This window comes from Elizabethkingia occulta, from assembly GCF_002023715.1.
Lineage (GTDB): Bacteria > Bacteroidota > Bacteroidia > Flavobacteriales > Weeksellaceae > Elizabethkingia > Elizabethkingia occulta.
This window is the reverse complement of record NZ_MAHX01000013.1, coordinates 615,912-632,911: the sequence shown is the minus strand read 5'-3', so window position 1 is coordinate 632,911 and position 17,000 is coordinate 615,912. Positions and strand designations below refer to the sequence as shown.

Genomic DNA, 17,000 nt, shown 5'->3' with positions numbered 1-17,000 from the left:
TTAGTTCACATCGCATAATTCAACACAAAAAATATTATTAAATACTATAAAAAATCACTATTTTTAAAAATAAAATAGCGCATATGAATGATCAGTCCGATCATTTTCCTGTATTAGGTATTCAGGAGTTCAATCATGGAATTCCTGCCGATTGTGATTTACTTTTCCATGAATTACACGGAGAAAGATCTATTGATTCTCCACACAAACATGATTTTTTTATTATACTCTTGTTTAAAAATGGTGAAGGGATTCATAATATAGATTTTATCGACTATTCTTTATCAGATTATCAGGTACACCTTTTATTTCCCGAACAGGTACATCAATGGAAGATAAAGCCCGAAACCATAGGTTATCAACTTATGATAGGCCGAACTTTATTTGAAGGAATGTCTCCGTCTCTGCGTTTTCCACTGGCTTATTATCACAAGCACCCCGTTATCAGTATTTCGGAAGATGAATTCGATACGCTTCTGTATGAATTCAGTGCTATTCACAAGGAATTAGAAATAACACCTATTTTATGGGATGTCATCAGTACCCGATGTAAGATTATCGCACTTATTCTCAGCAGAATTGCCGAGGGCATTTTTAATGATTTTAAAATTTACAGTTCCTCTCCCCTATTGTCAAAATTCCTTGACTTAACGGATCAGTTTTTCAGGCAGGAACGTTCTGTTAACTTTTATGCAGACAAGCTAAGCATTTCACCTAACTACCTCAACATTATCTGCAAAAAGCACCTGAATGCTTCTGCATCGTCCCTGATTCAGAACCGTACTTTATTAGAGGCCAAAAGGCTTCTGATGTCTACTGATATATCTGTAAAGGAAATTGTTTACGAATTAGGCTTTTACGATCATGCCAGCTTTTCCAAGTTTTTCAAGATGCATACCGGAATGACTCCTTCACAGTTCAAGGAGAAGAAATAAATTATACACCACAAAGCATAATTTGTACACCTTCCGCAAAAGCAGGGTGTAATAACTTTGTCATCATTAATTACATTCCTATGTCACAAACAAATAATTATACCTTAAAAAACGTTCTTTTAGAAACTGGTTTTGAGTATGATCAGCAGGAAGTTATCAGAACAAAAACCGGACTTTTCTGTGTAGAAATCGAAAACAATACAATAAAAGCTGTTACCCCCAACAATCCTGATGCAAAAGCTATAGATGCCAAAAAGCATCTTATGCTTCCGGCATTCAAGGATATGCACATTCATATTGACAAAACATTATTCGGACTTCCATGGAAAGCTGTTTCACAAACCAGAAGAACTGTAAAGGATATGATCACTTATGAACAGAAAATCATTCCTGAATTACTAAAAACCTCTGTAGAACGCGCTGAAAAACTGATAGAGTTTATCCAATCTTATGGTACCCATTATGCCAGAACTCATTTCAATGTAGATCCTACTTCCGGATTAAAATCTCTGGAACATCTGGAACTGGCACTAAAAAATAAAAAAGATTCTTTTCAGGCAGAACTAGTAGCCTTTCCTCAGCATGGAGTATACTACACCAATACAGCTCCTATAATGAAAGAAGTTGCACAATTAAAAAGCGTTGATTTTATTGGAGGTTTAGATCCTTTCAACATCGATGGAAATATCGAAAAACAAATGGACTTTATTGTACAGCTGGCTTTGGATAACCACAAAGGAATAGACATCCACCTTCATGAAACAGGAGAATCCGGAATAAAAACAATAGAATTTTTGATTAATAAAGCTCTGGAAAATCCTGAACTGAGAGGCAAGACATTTGTGAGCCATGCATTTGCATTGGGACATCTTTCTCCTGCTGAAACTGAAAAAATTGCAGAGCGACTGGCAGCAGCACAGGTTGGCATCGCCTCTTCCATACCATTCAAAAGCACTATTATGCCCATTCCTACTCTAATGAAGCATGGTGTAAATGTATTAATTGGTAATGACAATGTACAGGATCATTGGGGAACTTTTGGTTCAGGCAACATGCTTCAAAAAGCAAAATTGGCCGCCGAACTTTATGGCTACGGAACTGAATATAATCTTTCCAGAATGCTAAAACTGGCAACACAGAATATTACGCCCTTGGATGATAAAGGAAATATGCAATGGCCAAAGGCCGGAGCTGCTGCCAATATTGTTCTGGTAGATGCAAGTTGTTCTGCTGAAGCGGTTTCCAGAATGGCTCCCGTCCATACCCTGATCCATCACGGGAATCTTGTTTTTCAAAAATAAATTGGTTTGTGAGTAACTCATAATGAGCAGTTAAAATAAATTTCCGTATTTTTCCACCCCAATGGAGCTAAAAGTTCTCGAAAAAATACGGAAATTTGCATCCCCTTAATTGACTCTCATGAAGTTGTGTATTGCCGAAAAACCAAGTGTAGCTAAAGATATCGCCAAAGTATTAGGCGCTAATACTCCTATGCAGGGTTATTTCGAAGGCAATGGTTACTGGGTCACCTGGACCTTTGGTCATTTATGCACACTTAAAGAGCCACATGATTATGGACCTCAGTACAAATCCTGGAATTTAATTTTCCTTCCCATTATCCCGCAAAACTTTGGTATAAAGCTTATTTCCAATGGCGGTGTACAAAAGCAATTTAAGGTTATTGAAAAATTAGTCGGCGACTGTGAAGAAGTAATTAACTGTGGTGATGCCGGCCAGGAAGGAGAATTGATACAACGATGGGTATTACAAAAAGCAAAATGCAATAAACCGGTAAAAAGATTATGGATTTCTTCACTTACCGAAGATGCTATAAAAGAAGGTTTTGCAAGCCTGAAGCCAGCTGAAGATTACAAAAATCTATATCTTGCCGGCAATGCCCGCGCTATAGGCGACTGGCTATTGGGCATAAATGCAACCCGATTATTCACCAAAAAATTTGGTGGCAATAAGGCTGTTCTTTCTATCGGAAGAGTTCAGACTCCAACACTGGCAATGCTGGTACAGCGACAAAAAGAAATAGATGCTTTCCAAACAGAAGAATACTGGGAACTAAAAACGACTTATCGGGAAGTACTGTTTAATGCAGCCATCGATCGTTTAAAAACTCAGGAAAAAGCGGAAAAAGGACTGGAATATCTGAAGCAGCATCCTTTTGAGATTGTTTCATTTGAGATTAAAGAAGGAAAAGAGAAAAACCCACGTCTTTTCGACCTTACCGGATTGCAGGTAGAAGCCAATAGAAAATATGGTTTCTCTGCAGAAAGTACGCTGAAATATATCCAGAGTCTATACGAAAAGAAGCATACAACATATCCACGTGTAGATACAACTTACTTATCCGAAAGTCTATATCCAAAAATTGGCGGAATTCTGCGCAGTATGTATTTCTACAGAGAATATACAGAGTCTCTACTATCGCAGCCTATACCTATGTCTAAAACGGTATTCGATGATACCAAGGTAACTGATCACCATGCAATTATTCCGACAGAAGTACCTCCTTCTCAAAATCTGAGTAAGGAAGAAAAACTTGTTTATGATCTGGTAGCCCGGAGATTTATTGCGGTATTCTATCCGGAATGTAAAATATCCAATACACTGGTAGAAGGAAAAGTTGGTACGATTCCTTTCAAAGCGAATGGAAAGCAAATACTGGAACCTGGCTGGCGAATCGTTTATGCCAAGGACAAGAAGGAGAGTTCTGAAAAAAATAAAGAGGAAGAACAAAATATCCCCGAATTTAAAGTTGGTGAAAGTGGTGAACATATTCCGGTTATTCATCAGGGAAAAACATCTCCTCCAAAACCTTATACCGAAGCTACATTGCTGCGGGCTATGGAAACTGCAGGAAAGCAGGTTGAAGATGAAGAATTGCGCGAATTAATGAAAAACAATGGTATCGGAAGACCTTCTACCCGTGCCAACATTATCGAAACACTCTTCAAAAGAAAATATATTGACAAAAAGAAAAAGAATCTATACGCAACTAATACTGGTATAGAACTTATTGATACTATAGAAGACGAGCTTCTGAAAAGCCCAGAACTTACGGGGGAATGGGAATTTAAGCTACGAAAAATAGAAAGCGGAGCTTACGAGGCAAATCATTTCAAGGAAGAGCTGATCCAAATGGTTACAGATCTTACCCGAAAAGTAATTAATGAAAAAGCCAAGGTGATATCATTACATCAGATCCCGGAAGTTAAAGAGAAAAAAGAAAGAGCTCCGAGAAAAAGTACGGTTATTGAATGGGAGCAGGAAAAGTGTCCTAAATGTAAGGATCAACATCTGATGAAAGGCAAAACGGCCATTGGCTGTTCCGATTTTAAAAATTGCGGTTTCAAAGTTCCTTTTATTTTGTTTGGTAAGAAAATTACAGAAAAACAAATACAGGATTTAGTTTCAAAAGGAAAAACTTCTAAACTAAAAGGTTTTACAGAACATTCTACAGACCTGAAAGAAGGCGTTTTATCTCTTGATGAAAACTTTAATATACAGTTAGCATAAATAAAATAGCCAGAATAAGTTCTGGCTATTTTATCAGTTAAGAATTTAGTCAAGGATTGGTGGATCACAAAGATATGGTCTCGGCCCTGTATTAGGCCCTCGTCTGCAAGCCCCATTTGAACAACATTCTCCTGGTCCACAGCCATCCATGCAACTACGCAAACCTCCGGCAACAGATCTCAGATTTTCTCTGGAAAGTTTTTTTAAATTTTTCATAATATTTTATTTTAGATTGGTTGTTGTATTAATTATTATAAATTTTCATATATAAGATTTATAACTTTAAAACTTCACTAAAATATATTTTTTTATATTAATATCATAAACATTTTTTAATTATTTCAATTTTTAGTGAGTTAAATGTGGTTTCAGCGTATTCTTCATTTCATTTCAAAGTTCTTCGTCTGTATATTCAAAAAAAACTACATTTGTGAAATTTAAAATTTCATTAATGTCTCCAGTTATACTGCTATTAATTGTTTTCGCCTACTTCGCTATTCTACTTTATGTTTCTTACAGAACCGGAAAGGGAAGTAATAATGAAAGTTTTTTTATCGGAAACCGTAACAGTAACTGGATGCTGGTCGCCTTCGGGATGATTGGCACCTCTTTATCTGGTGTCACATTTGTGAGCGTACCGGGTGCAGTCGGAAAAGATAATTTCGGCTATTTACAGATTACACTGGGATACCTTATAGGATACATTATTATCGCCTATGTACTTCTCCCACTCTACTATCGTTTAAAACTCACCTCTATATACAGCTATCTACAGCAGCGAATGGGAAAATTATCCGAAAAAACCGGAGCTACAATTTTTATTATTTCGCGTTTAGTAGGCGCCACTGCAAGACTTTACCTGGTTGTTAATATCCTGCAGATGACCATTCTGGATAAACTAGGTGTTCCTTTTATTGCTACAACTATTATTATTCTGGGAATGATTATTCTGTACACCTACGAAGGTGGTGTGAAAACTATTGTATGGACAGATACTCTCCAAACTTCATGTATGCTGGGCGGATTAATTATCTGCACAATTTATATGCTTTCACATATGGGAATAAGTGTAGGTGAAAGTCTTACAGCAATGCATGAAAAGGGATATACTCAGATATTTGGTACAGATCCTATGGAGAAGAATTTCTTTATTAAACAGATTATTGCCGGAGCTTTTATTACAATTACCATGACAGGTATAGATCAGGAAATGATGCAAAAGAGCCTTTCTGTAACCAACCTGAAAGATTCTCAGAAAAATATGGTAAGCCTTGGCTTTATTATGTTGGTAGTTATTGGTTTATTCCTTTATATGGGAGGATTATTACACCTCTATGGAGCCAGAGAGCATGTTGCAGCTGTTGGTGATGGTTTGTTCCCGGCAATCGCTCTGGAGCATATGTCTCCTGTAATTTCTGTTATCTTTATTATTGCATTAATTTCCGCTTTATTTCCAAGCGCAGATGGTGCGATGACAGCCCTTACCTCTTCTTTCTGCATTGACATTCTGAATATTAAAAACAAAGGCTGGGAAGAGAAGAAGCAGGAAAAAGTAAGAAAGAGAGTGCACATTATTGTTGCAATATCTTTCCTTATTATGGTGCTTGTTTTTAAATGGATCAATGACAGTTCCATGATCGGGATTATCCTGAAATTAGCAGGCTTTACATATGGACCATTATTAGGTTTATTTGTCTTCGGAATTTTCACAAAGTACACAGTAAAAGACCATTTGGTACCTTACGTATGTGTTGCTGCACCTATAATCAGTTATTTTATCGATAAATATCAGGAGCAGATTTTCGGAGATTTTAAAATAGGATTGGAGCTGTTGCTTATCAACGGATTACTAACATTTATCGGATTATTCCTGATCAGAAAGAAATAAATTACCCACAAAAAAACCTGAAGTAGAAACTTCAGGTTTTTTTGTTTTTATGCTTTATAACCAGCCTTGCGCTTTCATCCATTCATCATTGTAAATTTTACCTACATAGCGGCTACCATGATCGTGTAATAATACAACAACTACATCATCTTTTGTAAAGCGATTTTTCATCTGTACCAAAGCTGCAATAGCACTTCCAGCAGAATACCCACAGAAGATACCTTCCTCCAGCGCCAGTTTTCTTGCATATATTGCTCCGTCTTTATCAGTTACTTTCTCGAAATGATCAATAACACTCATATCATAATTCTCCGGGATAATATCCTCGCCAATACCTTCTGTAATATAGGTATGAATTAAAGACTTATCAATTTCTCCGGTTTCATGAAAATGTTTCAGAATAGAACCATAAGTATCTATACCGATTATCTGAATATCCGGATTCTTTTCTTTGAAGAATGTTCCACAACCCGTAACAGTTCCACCGGTACCAGCTCCTGCAACAAAATGAGTAAGTTTACCCTCAGTTTGTTGCCAGATCTCCGGCGCAGTACTTTCATAGTGGGCTTGTCTGTTAGATGGATTGTCATATTGATTTACATACCAGCCATTAGGAGTTTCCTGCGCCAGTCTTTTAGACACAGAATAGTAAGATCTCTTACTTTCCGGCGGTACATCTGTTGGACATACAATAACCTCTGCACCAACAGCTCTCAGTATATCGCATTTCTCTTTAGATTGCTTATCATTGGTTACAAAAATACATTTGTATCCTTTGATAATCGCAGCTAAAGCCAGTCCCATTCCTGTATTTCCGGATGTACCTTCAATAATGGTTCCTCCAGGTTTTAGTCTTCCGTCCTTTTCTGCATCTTCTATCATCTTCAGTGCCATACGGTCTTTCACCGAATTGCCCGGATTAAAGGTTTCTACTTTGGCCAAAACCAAAGCAGGGAAATCTTCACCCAACACTCTGTTTAGCTTTACTAATGGTGTGTTCCCAATAGTTTCCAGAATATTATTTGCGTATTCCATTTATGATTTAATTTATTATTATGGTAATTTTTTAATTTAAAAGAAATATATTACTTTTTTAGAAATCGAGCTTCTTAATTAGTTTTCCATTTTCATCCAGAAAATATACTTCATAACCAGTTCCATAAAAGCTTTTAACAACCTCAAATACTCTGTGTTTATACTGAATCGGAAGACTGTCCACATAACGTTTCTTGTCTTCCGGTAACTGGTCGTAGGTAATGACTTTCTCAAACTCGAAACCTTCGGACCATTTAAATTCAATAGTATAGTTATCTTCAGACCATGTTAAATGGCTTCTGAATCCTTTTCTTTCCCAGGAGGTATACAAACTGGCATTTTCATCCTTCTGCGCTTTCGCAAAAAAACCGACCAACATAATGACTCCAGATATTACCATCGCAGAGAATCCGATCTGATGAAACCATTTCATACTGATCTTTGGTAAAACTTTCTTCATAACATAGGAAGAAAGTACTGCCGCTGCTGCAACAACCAATCCTACCTTTAGTACCATTAATGTAAACAGTCCGAAATAGATATACATAATAAGCTTCACAATGTGCAATACTACTTCGTTTGCAGCTCTGGTTGCTACAATCTGCTGATTGGTCATTCCGAATCTCAGATAGAACCTGTTGAACAATAGCCCTACTGCGCCGGTAATTCCGGATATAAATCCTGCAAAGAAACCAATGATAAGCAAGGACCATGATCTCAGTCCTTTTTCTGTTTCATAATCTTTCTTTTTATTTTTAAAGATTTGCGGAAGATTACTGATAAGGAAAACAGCCATTAATAATTCTACCCAGATTGGATTAATATAACTAAGCATCCAGCTTCCCAACCATGCCGCCGGCAAAGCAGTTGGCAGAAAGTAGCGAATAACTTTCCAATTAATGTCTTTATAGAAAATAGCAATCCGTGATACAGAGCTACTGGCAGTACCAATTGATAAAGCAGCAGGAACCTGAACTACCGGCAAGAAACGATTAAGCACAGGAATAAGCATAAGACCTGCACCTCCCCCGCATATTGCACTTATGCCAAACGCAAGAAAGCTGCAGACAAAAACTATCAGATAAAACATCTAGTTATATTTTATAGACTTTACGGGCGATATCTTACTAATCAGGTAACTCGGTACAATCATCGCTAAAGCAGCAATCAGAAGGATTCCTACAGAAATACCAAGAATATAAAGAATATTAAGATCTACCGGTACTACACTGATAAAGTAATTATCAGGATTCAGTTTTATAATCCCAAAGTATCTCTGGATAAATAATAATCCTAATCCAATAAGATTCCCCGCTACAAGCCCCGGAACCATAATAAGAAGTGTATTGTTAATAAATACCGAACGAATCTGAAAATTAGTTGCACCCAATGTCTTCAATACACCAATAGAATTAGTTCTTTCAATAATAAGAATTAGCAACACCATAATAATATTGATAACAACTACTATAAGCATAATAGCGATAATCAGCCCGATATTGGTATCAAATATATTCACCCAGTCGTTAATCTGCGGATACATTTCCGTAGCTTTTTCTGCATAGTTTTTATAGCCTATCAGCTCTTCTATCTTAGGGTATTCTTTGTCTATGTCATCTATATCTTTCAGATAAATATCCAGTCCGCCAATGTCAGATTTTTCCATTCCCTGAATCTTACGAACCTGATTAATGTCTCCTATTACAAAAAGATCATCAATAAGCTTGATATCTGTTTTATAAATTCCGCCTACTTCAAATTTTCGGTAAACTGGCTTTTGATCTTCTTTAGAAAATATAGCTACTATAGAATCTTTTACCTTTAGTCCAAGGTCTGTAGCAATTTTACCAGATACGATAACCTGATTATTATATCCGTTTTCATCATATTTCGGAATACTTCCGGAAATCATAAATTTTTCGAAGCGTTCTCTGTCAAAATCTTTACCCACTCCTTTATAAACAACTCCATCAAAGCTTTTCTCATTCCTCATTATACCACTTACCATAGCATAAGATTGTACAGAGGCAACGGAAGGAGTTTTTTGAATTTTATTATATTCCAATCCAACTTTATTCAGTACAGAGGAAGTATAAGAGTTATCTGATTGTGCAGACTTTACAGAAATATGACCGGAAAAATCTGCCATTCTTTCCTTAATCGCTTTCTTCGCTCCTAATCCGGTACAAACTGTAATAAGAGATACTATAATCCCTAGTGCTACAGAAAGCCTTCCGATGAATATGATAATTCGGGAAAGGTTATTTTTGTTATCCTTGGAAAATGCTATCTTGCGTGAATAATATAAAGGAAATTTCAAGCGTATGAATTTTAGCCTCAAAATTAAAAATTTAGTTCTGATCTGCCTAATCTATTTTGGTTTTCAGTCATTTTTTAATGCACAGAGCACCACGACATTTAAAACCGGAGCCGATCAGCCGGAGATATACCTGCCTTTGCTAAAAAATAAAAAAATAATCGTACTCACCAATCAGACAGGAGTACTAAGCGATAGCAAACATACCCATATCGTAGATTTTCTTATTTCCAAAAAGGTAAATATTACTAAAATATTCACACCGGAACATGGTTTCAGAGGAAATGCTGATGCTGGAGAACACGTTAAAAGTGATACAGATCAAAAAACTGGTTTACCTATTGTTTCATTATACGGAAACAACAGAAAACCCAAACCGGAACAAATCAGTGATTCCGATATTATCCTTTTCGACTTACAGGATGTCGGAGTAAGATTTTATACTTACATCTCAACATTAACCTATGTAATGGAAGCTGCTGCGGAAGCTGGTAAAGAAGTTATTGTACTGGACAGACCCAATCCACACGACGGCTATACCGACGGACCAATACTGAATAAAAAATGGACTTCTTTTGTAGGCATGCACGAAATTCCGGTTGTATATGGTTTAACAATTGGTGAGTATGGTAATATGGTAAACGGTGAAGGCTGGCTTAAGAATAATATTAAAGCTAAATACACTGTTGTGAAAATGGCTAACTACCACAAGAAGCAACGTTATGGTATATTGGAGAAACCATCACCTAACCTTCCGAATGATAAAGCAATAAACCTGTATCCAAGTCTTTGCTTTTTCGAAGGAGCCAATGTATCTCTGGGGCGCGGAACAGAATTTCCTTTCCAGGCTTATGGATCCCCTTATACCAAAAACTTTAGCTTTAAGTTTACCCCAAAACCGTCTTATGGTTCCAAAAACCCACCTCTTAATGGACAGGAATGTTACGGTGAAGACCTGAGAAATTATCCGGAAGCATTAACCGGAATTAATTTGGAATGGTTAATCAAAGCCTATAAAGATTACAAAAGTCCTGTAGGTAAAGGTGATTTTTTCCTGAAAAACCTTTTCTTCGATACACTTGCCGGGTCTGATCAGTTAAGGAAACAAATTATAAGCGGACAATCACAAGAGCAAATTAAAGCTTCCTGGAAAAAAGGGCTTGAGAACTTTGAAAAGATTAGACAGAAATATGTTGTCTACCCTAACTAACTAATTACGAAGTTAGAAGTTAGAAGTTAGTGCAAAGTTAATTGTATTATATCTGTTGCTAAATGTTGTATACAAAACATTCGTAATAAAATTACAGACAAACAGTTTTTCGGTTTTACAGTTGATATAACAACTACTAAAAGCACGAAATATTCTATAAATATTGAAAAAGGCTCCGGAATTTCGGAGCCTTTTATTTTTTAGTCTATATCGTGATGTTTATTATCTCCGCCTTTACCGCGCTGATAAATAATAAGCCCAATGGCAATTCCTACTGCTCCGGCTCCTCCATTCATTAATGCTCTGGATAATTTATCTGGTGCATCATTTCCTATATAATTCATCAGGAAAACAATAACAAAGGTTAATACGATAATAACGTAATATTTGGAATTATTAAATAAATCTTTCATGATTAAAATTTATAAGAAATCATTGCTCCACCGCGGAACGGAATAAACTCACCACTCTTGTTCCAAGCCTGTGCAGAATCATAACGCTGTCTCGGGTATTTGTCTTTATACCACCCATGATAGAAACTTTGAGAAGTACCTCCACCAACATATAAATCTATACTCCAACGATCGCTTAGCTTCACCTGATAACCAATAGTTGCACCCACCATAAAGTTAAATCCTTTCTGATACATATTAGAATTCCAATAGTTCCATTTCTGCATATTGTAAACTCCAATACCTGCATTAGCTCCTACATACCATTTCTCCATAGCTTTTGTAAAGTAATAACGGGCCTCCAAATGCCCCATATAAATCTGTAAATTTCTTCCTGCAAAAGATTTCCATGGAGAAATAAAAACATCAGCCTGCCCAGTCCAGTGCTGATTAAAAGCGTGTTCATATCCTACATTCAAAATCCCAAGAGGTGCAAAAAGCATATTTCCCTTTATATGATTTTTATACTCCTGTGCACGCATCCCGCCAAGGGAAAGCATTAGGATAAAAACCGCTAATATTTTTTTCATAATTAAATTTTCGGTACGAAATTATCGATTTTAGATTTTGCCCACAAAAAAAGCTGCCTAAAAGCAGCTTTTTTAATATAACTTTAATACTTTTAAAGCTTATTTTTTTAAGCTATCCAGTAACTTCTGAGTTTCAGCAGATTCTTCACCAGATTTTTTTGCTAATTCAACAGACTTTTCAGCCCATAATCTAGCATTCTTTTTGTCTCCGACTTTATTATACAAATTAGCTAAAGTATCAGTATTGGCATAGCTTTCATCTTTCTTCACAGATTCCTGTGCCCAAAGAATTGCTGTCTGTAAAGACTTTTTATCCTTAACATTCTCGAAGAAATTCCATGCAACAGAATTAAGTTCGTTTGAATTGGCCTTAGAAAAATCTTTGTATTGCTCCAAAGCTAGTTTCTCATAAGTAGCAAAATCTTTATTTTTCAAAGCATAGCTAGCCTTAACTCTTACCAGCATTTTTTCTGCCTGCTCTTTTCCAAAAACTTTTTCTGTTTCCGTAAGGAAATATTCTGTGTTCAATGTTTTAGTATCCGGATTGTATGCCTTTTTAACAATAGTATTCATTTTGATATTTTTATCAAATGCTTCGTATTGAGCAGCTGGTACTATTTTTACAATCTCTTCTTTTTTACTTTTAAAGATTTCGTATCTCGGATCTTCAGTATTCATTAATCCGGTTAAAAGCAATTGGACATCTTCCTGTGTAAAATCTTTATTAGGCTTTACTGCAAAATATTTTTGTACAACTCTACCCGAAAGGTTAGCATCTTCATACATTGTCAACATTGCCAGATTCTTAAGAAATTCAGGATCTGTATCTCCTTTTTCGAATCTCGCTTTCAATGCACCAATATTTCTTTTAGGATCTTCTGCATCTTTAGCAAACTGGATAAATGGTTTTTCCTCAACATATCCTAATACACGGTGAACAATTTCTCCGTCTCCGTTTATAAACAGATAAGTAGGATAAGCTCTTACATTATATTTTTTTGCAAGGGCAACGCCTTCTCCTTTCTCCATATCCATTTTAGCATTCACAAAATGGCTATTATAATAATCACCAACAGACTGTAATGTAAAAATATTTTTAGCCATTAATTTACAAGGTCCGCACCAGCTGGCATAAGCGTCCAGAAAAATAAGTTTATTTTCTTTTTTAGCTTTAGCCAAAAGGCTGGAAAAATTACCTTCGTCGAATTTAATTCCGGCCTGAGCAAAAGCTAGTAATCCTATAAATAGGAATAATGTAGAGATCAGTTTTTTCATTTTCAATATTTCTTTTAAACGTTAACAAATGTAACATACATCTCTGACATTATCCCTATCTGAAGCTTAAAAATTAAACTATTGCAGCAAATTCTTTCTGCATTTCTTTCGCTGCATTAACCATTTCAATCAATGCTTTTTCTGTTTCATCCCAACCTCTGGTCTTTAATCCACAGTCAGGATTTACCCAAAGCTGAGCAGAAGGAATAACTTTTGCAGCCTTTTCAAGAAGTCTCACCATCTCTTCTTTCGATGGTACACGCGGCGCATGAATATCATAAACACCAGGCCCTATATCATTCGGATATTCAAAATCCGCAAATGCATCTAATAGTTCCATCTGGGAGCGTGAGCATTCTATGGTAATTACATCCGCATCCATATCCGCAATATGATTGATAATATCATTAAATTCAGAATAACACATATGGGTATGAATTTGTGTATCGTCTTTTACGGAAGAAGCCGAAATACGGAATGCCAAGACAGCCCATTTCAGGTAATCAGCAGCATCTTTTTTCCTTAGTGGCAGCCCTTCTCTTATTGCAGGTTCATCGATCTGAATAATTCTGATTCCTGCTTTTTCCAAATCCAATACCTCATCACGGATCGCTAATGCAATCTGATTGGCAGTATCTTTACGTGACTGATCATTTCTCACGAAACTCCATTGTAAGATAGTTACCGGTCCTGTCAGCATCCCTTTTACCCATTTGGAAGTTAACGATTGTGCATATTGAGACCAAAATACAGTTAAAGGTTTCGGACGTGAAACATCACCATAAATTACAGGTGGTTTTACACAACGGCTTCCATAGCTCTGCACCCATCCGTTTTCAGTAAAAGCAAAGCCTTTCAGTTGTTCTCCGAAATACTCCACCATGTCATTTCTTTCAAACTCTCCATGCACCAATACATCGATACCAATTTTTTCCTGACGCTGAATTGTACTTTTGGTTTCTTCTTTTAGCAGATCAGTATAACGTTCAGCTGAAATTTCACCCTTTTTAAACTGAGCTCTCCAACTTCTCACCTCTTTTGTCTGTGGAAAAGAACCAATAGTAGTAGTTGGGAAAAGTGGTAATTTTAGGATTTCCTGCTGCTGCACTTTACGTTGTGCAAAAGCAGATTGACGGGATACTGGTATCGCTTCCAAAGCGCCCATTTGCTGTTGTACTTTCGCATCGTGAATCAACGCGGAAACTTTTTTGTTTTCTATAGCCTTTTTATTCTCCCCAAAAGCAACTAAACTTTCATCAGAAGAATTTTCTGAAGATAAATCTCTTAGTAATGCTACTTCTTTTATTTTCTGTTTAGCAAAAGCCATCCATTGCTTTATTTCTGCCGGTAAGCTTTCTTCTTTAGTTTCCAGATCCAAATCATATGGCACATGCAACAACGAACTGGACGGTGCAATCAGAATACGTTCCTCTCCTAGTTGTTCCTTAGCTTTTCTGATGAGTTGAAGTGAGCTTTCAAAATCATTCTTCCAGATATTTCTTCCGTCTACAACTCCCAAAGAAAGCTTCAGATTCTCTGGTATAGCTGCCAGTATATTTTCTAACTGCTCAGGCTTTCTCACCAAATCCACATGAAGTGTATCCACAGGTAAGGACAATGCTAAAGACAGATTGTCTTCCAAGCCTTCAAAATAAGTAGTCAGGATAATTTTTAGCTTCGGAAGCTCTTTCTGAATTTTGGCATATACAGCCGTATAAACCTCTTTCGCTTTATCTGTAAGATCCAAAGCTAAAAAAGGCTCATCAATCTGTACATATTCAGCACCATGAGACTGTAAAGATTTTAGTATTTCAAGATATACCGGCAACAGATTATCAATAAGATCCAATTTTTCAAAACCTTCTTCTTTTTCTTTCCCTAATAATAAATAAGAAACCGGTCCTATTATTACAGGCTTAGCATTTATTCCTATTTGCTGAGCACCTATAAACTCATTGATAATCTTGTTGGAGAATAATTTAAAACTCTGTCCTTTGCAGAACTCCGGCACAATATAATGATAATTGGTATCAAACCATTTTGTCATCTCCATAGCTGTGATGTCCAGTCCGTCTTTCTGGTAACCACGTGCCATTGCAAAATAAAGATCCAGCTCGTTATTGGCCTTATTCAGGATTACATCGTGGTAACGTTGTGGAATAGCTCCCAGAGTAAGCGTAAGATCCAATACATGGTCATAAAACGAAAAATCGTTAACCGGAATAAGATCTATACCTGCTTCCTGCTGTAATTTTAAATTTTCGTTGATAATTCTACGGCTTACATCCAGTAATTCTTTCTGAATAATTTTTCCGGACCAATACTGCTCGCAGGCTTTTTTTAGCTCTCGCTTTTTCCCGATACGCGGGTAACCCAGGTTGTGTGTTTGCATTTTATTATATTTTATTAGTTATCTCCAGTATTCACAGCCAGACAACTCTCACACGCCCATAGGCTGTAAGCAGTAGCACAAGTCCATTGCCCGTGGATACTCCACAAACTAAAGTACTGTAAGACCACAACTCCAAATCGCGAGAGTAGTTGCCTGTTCAGAAATTGGCAGGTCTCCTGACTTATACCATTTTATCCTCCTTCCCGCATACACAGTGGATCACGGATAAAACCTTCTATGGTATTCACAGTTGCGCGACAGCTCATGATTTTCACATGATTCCCTTTTCATTCACCGCTAGGTAAAACCAACTTCTACAGATCTATTTTTATTTTTCACAAAGTTAGTTTAGCCAATTTATATTCCATAACATCATATAAAATTCAGTATAATAAATTATAAATATTATTTACACAGTATATTATTCTGTAAACATCAAAATATTGTACCTTTAACCAAAAATTATTCTATGTTTCAACTGGATGAAATTGATTTACGGCTTCTAAAAATCCTCCACAACGACTCAAAACTGACCGTAAAAGAGCTGGCTGCACAGGTAAACCTATCACCTTCTCCAGTTTTTGAAAGAATTAAACGCATGGAAAAAGAATGCTATATCAAGAAGTATATTGCCATTCTGGATGCGGAAAAGCTAAATCAGGGACTTATTGTTTTTTGCAATATCCGACTAAAGCAGCACGATCGTAATATTGGTCATACTTTTGTTGATGATATTCACAACATTGATGAAGTTGTTGAGTGTTATAATGTCTCTGGTGATTACGATTTCCTGTTGAAAGTTCACGCCCGGGATATGAAGCATTACCAGGATTTTGTTTTTAACAAATTGGGATCACTTACAAGCATCGGAAATACACACAGTACTTTTGTAATGGCTGAAGTAAAGAATACATATGGTGTACAGCCTTTTGAAAATATGGTATAATCGAATATAGTTATAAGTTCTAGCTTAATCTAATTTATCTAAGTACAAAGGCACAAAAGTGATATCGATATGCTATCTTTTGTAGAATACAAAGATTTCACCATTTAGATATTAAGGCTGTTAATTTCATTACTAAGCGTTAGCGGCTTTATACTCCTTTAAAACAGTATAACAGGAAATAAAACCTTGCGTTTAGAAAAGTTTATAAACACAAAGGCACAAAAGTGATGTCGATATAACACTACTTTTAAGGCACAGGAAAATCAAAGATTTTAAAATATTCAAAATAGATACTCTGAGTCGCAACTGAAAATCTCACTAACCTGATAAAATATTGCGAAGCAATTCGTGTCTTAAAAATATAACATGCATAAACCTGTTTTGCGCCTTAGTGTTAAAAATAAATTCCTTGGCGAATTTGCGGTTAATTCTAAACTATCTTAATTCCTTAATGTTTAAAAAGAGTTCTCGATACAAAATCATTCTCCGCTT

At 36.2% G+C, this 17,000-nt stretch carries 14 protein-coding genes and 1 riboswitch; of the genes, 6 read left to right on the top strand and 8 right to left on the bottom strand.

Annotated features, from left to right (window positions below; translation table 11 throughout):
- The first annotated feature begins 83 nt into the window (after nt 1-83).
- From BAZ10_RS09175 to BAZ10_RS09165, 3 genes are all read left to right on the top strand, one after another.
- A complete protein-coding gene (locus BAZ10_RS09175; protein ID WP_078771789.1) occupies nt 84-935 on the top strand; it encodes a helix-turn-helix domain-containing protein in 852 nt (283 codons plus the stop codon).
- Between the two features lie 80 nt (nt 936-1,015).
- A complete protein-coding gene (locus tag BAZ10_RS09170) occupies nt 1,016-2,236 on the top strand; it encodes an amidohydrolase (RefSeq protein WP_078771788.1) in 1,221 nt (406 codons plus the stop codon).
- Between the two features lie 118 nt (nt 2,237-2,354).
- Nucleotides 2,355-4,463, top strand: coding sequence for a type IA DNA topoisomerase (locus BAZ10_RS09165; protein ID WP_078771787.1), 2,109 nt, complete (start codon nt 2,355-2,357; stop codon nt 4,461-4,463).
- A 45-nt stretch (nt 4,464-4,508) separates the two neighbouring features.
- Here the strand turns inward: BAZ10_RS09165 and BAZ10_RS19070 are convergent, their stop codons facing one another.
- Complete coding sequence (locus BAZ10_RS19070; protein WP_155759286.1) at nt 4,509-4,679, bottom strand: bacteriocin-like protein; 171 nt, start codon at nt 4,677-4,679, stop codon at nt 4,509-4,511.
- 235 nt (nt 4,680-4,914) lie between these two features.
- Here BAZ10_RS19070 and BAZ10_RS09160 point away from each other — a divergent pair, with 235 nt between their 5' ends.
- Nucleotides 4,915-6,351, top strand: a complete 1,437-nt coding sequence (locus BAZ10_RS09160) for a sodium:solute symporter (RefSeq protein ID WP_078771786.1) — start codon at nt 4,915-4,917, stop codon at nt 6,349-6,351.
- 54 nt (nt 6,352-6,405) lie between these two features.
- On the opposite strand, the gene BAZ10_RS09155 is transcribed toward BAZ10_RS09160, so the two are convergent.
- From BAZ10_RS09155 to BAZ10_RS09145, 3 genes are read right to left on the bottom strand one after another with little or no spacing between them, the layout of a single operon-like run.
- Nucleotides 6,406-7,386, bottom strand: a complete 981-nt coding sequence (locus BAZ10_RS09155) for a PLP-dependent cysteine synthase family protein (RefSeq protein ID WP_078771785.1) — start codon at nt 7,384-7,386, stop codon at nt 6,406-6,408.
- 58 nt (nt 7,387-7,444) lie between these two features.
- Nucleotides 7,445-8,476 carry a sulfite exporter TauE/SafE family protein gene (locus tag BAZ10_RS09150; protein WP_078771784.1) on the bottom strand — a complete coding sequence of 344 codons (1,032 nt, stop codon included), beginning with the start codon at nt 8,474-8,476 and terminating at the stop codon, nt 7,445-7,447.
- A complete protein-coding gene (locus BAZ10_RS09145; protein WP_078771783.1) occupies nt 8,477-9,706 on the bottom strand; it encodes an ABC transporter permease in 1,230 nt (409 codons plus the stop codon).
- 4 nt (nt 9,707-9,710) lie between these two features.
- Between BAZ10_RS09145 and BAZ10_RS09140 the strand changes: the two genes are divergently transcribed.
- Nucleotides 9,711-10,913, top strand: coding sequence for an exo-beta-N-acetylmuramidase NamZ family protein (locus tag BAZ10_RS09140; RefSeq protein ID WP_078771782.1), 1,203 nt, complete (start codon nt 9,711-9,713; stop codon nt 10,911-10,913).
- A gap of 200 nt (nt 10,914-11,113) precedes the next feature.
- Here the strand turns inward: BAZ10_RS09140 and BAZ10_RS09135 are convergent, their stop codons facing one another.
- The 4 genes from BAZ10_RS09135 to metE all read right to left on the bottom strand — a co-directional run bounded on the left by BAZ10_RS09135 (nt 11,114) and on the right by metE (nt 15,562).
- Complete coding sequence (locus BAZ10_RS09135; protein ID WP_059323295.1) at nt 11,114-11,326, bottom strand: hypothetical protein; 213 nt, start codon at nt 11,324-11,326, stop codon at nt 11,114-11,116.
- A gap of 2 nt (nt 11,327-11,328) precedes the next feature.
- Nucleotides 11,329-11,895 carry a DUF3575 domain-containing protein gene (locus BAZ10_RS09130; protein WP_078771781.1) on the bottom strand — a complete coding sequence of 189 codons (567 nt, stop codon included), beginning with the start codon at nt 11,893-11,895 and terminating at the stop codon, nt 11,329-11,331.
- A 99-nt stretch (nt 11,896-11,994) separates the two neighbouring features.
- Nucleotides 11,995-13,170: a thioredoxin family protein gene (locus BAZ10_RS09125; RefSeq protein WP_078771780.1), complete on the bottom strand. Its 1,176-nt coding sequence runs from the start codon at nt 13,168-13,170 to the stop codon at nt 11,995-11,997.
- 73 nt (nt 13,171-13,243) lie between these two features.
- The gene (metE, locus tag BAZ10_RS09120) at nt 13,244-15,562 is read right to left on the bottom strand and encodes a 5-methyltetrahydropteroyltriglutamate--homocysteine S-methyltransferase (RefSeq protein WP_078771779.1); all 2,319 of its coding nucleotides are present in this window, start codon (nt 15,560-15,562) and stop codon (nt 13,244-13,246) included.
- A 149-nt stretch (nt 15,563-15,711) separates the two neighbouring features.
- Nucleotides 15,712-15,889: riboswitch (cobalamin riboswitch) on the bottom strand.
- Nucleotides 15,890-16,031: 142 nt separating this feature from the next.
- On the opposite strand from metE, the gene BAZ10_RS09115 reads away from it, so the two are divergent.
- Nucleotides 16,032-16,508: an Lrp/AsnC family transcriptional regulator gene (locus tag BAZ10_RS09115; RefSeq protein WP_078771778.1), complete on the top strand. Its 477-nt coding sequence runs from the start codon at nt 16,032-16,034 to the stop codon at nt 16,506-16,508.
- Nucleotides 16,509-17,000: the final 492 nt, after the last annotated feature.

Excerpts from the sequence above, each read along its gene's own strand:
- BAZ10_RS09165 (WP_078771787.1), top strand. The coding sequence starts at position 2,355 with ATGAAGTTGTGTATTGCCGAAAAACCAAGTGTAGCTAAAGATATCGCC.
- BAZ10_RS09170 (WP_078771788.1), top strand. The coding sequence starts at position 1,016 with ATGTCACAAACAAATAATTATACCTTAAAAAACGTTCTTTTAGAAACT.
- BAZ10_RS09150 (WP_078771784.1), bottom strand. The coding sequence starts at position 8,476 with ATGTTTTATCTGATAGTTTTTGTCTGCAGCTTTCTTGCGTTTGGCATA.
- metE (WP_078771779.1), bottom strand. The coding sequence starts at position 15,562 with ATGCAAACACACAACCTGGGTTACCCGCGTATCGGGAAAAAGCGAGAG.
- BAZ10_RS09130 (WP_078771781.1), bottom strand. The coding sequence starts at position 11,895 with ATGAAAAAAATATTAGCGGTTTTTATCCTAATGCTTTCCCTTGGCGGG.
- BAZ10_RS09135 (WP_059323295.1), bottom strand. The coding sequence starts at position 11,326 with ATGAAAGATTTATTTAATAATTCCAAATATTACGTTATTATCGTATTA.
- BAZ10_RS09140 (WP_078771782.1), top strand. The coding sequence starts at position 9,711 with ATGAATTTTAGCCTCAAAATTAAAAATTTAGTTCTGATCTGCCTAATC.
- BAZ10_RS09115 (WP_078771778.1), top strand. The coding sequence starts at position 16,032 with ATGTTTCAACTGGATGAAATTGATTTACGGCTTCTAAAAATCCTCCAC.
- BAZ10_RS09175 (WP_078771789.1), top strand. The coding sequence starts at position 84 with ATGAATGATCAGTCCGATCATTTTCCTGTATTAGGTATTCAGGAGTTC.
- BAZ10_RS09125 (WP_078771780.1), bottom strand. The coding sequence starts at position 13,170 with ATGAAAAAACTGATCTCTACATTATTCCTATTTATAGGATTACTAGCT.
- BAZ10_RS09155 (WP_078771785.1), bottom strand. The coding sequence starts at position 7,386 with ATGGAATACGCAAATAATATTCTGGAAACTATTGGGAACACACCATTA.
- BAZ10_RS19070 (WP_155759286.1), bottom strand. The coding sequence starts at position 4,679 with ATGAAAAATTTAAAAAAACTTTCCAGAGAAAATCTGAGATCTGTTGCC.
- BAZ10_RS09160 (WP_078771786.1), top strand. The coding sequence starts at position 4,915 with ATGTCTCCAGTTATACTGCTATTAATTGTTTTCGCCTACTTCGCTATT.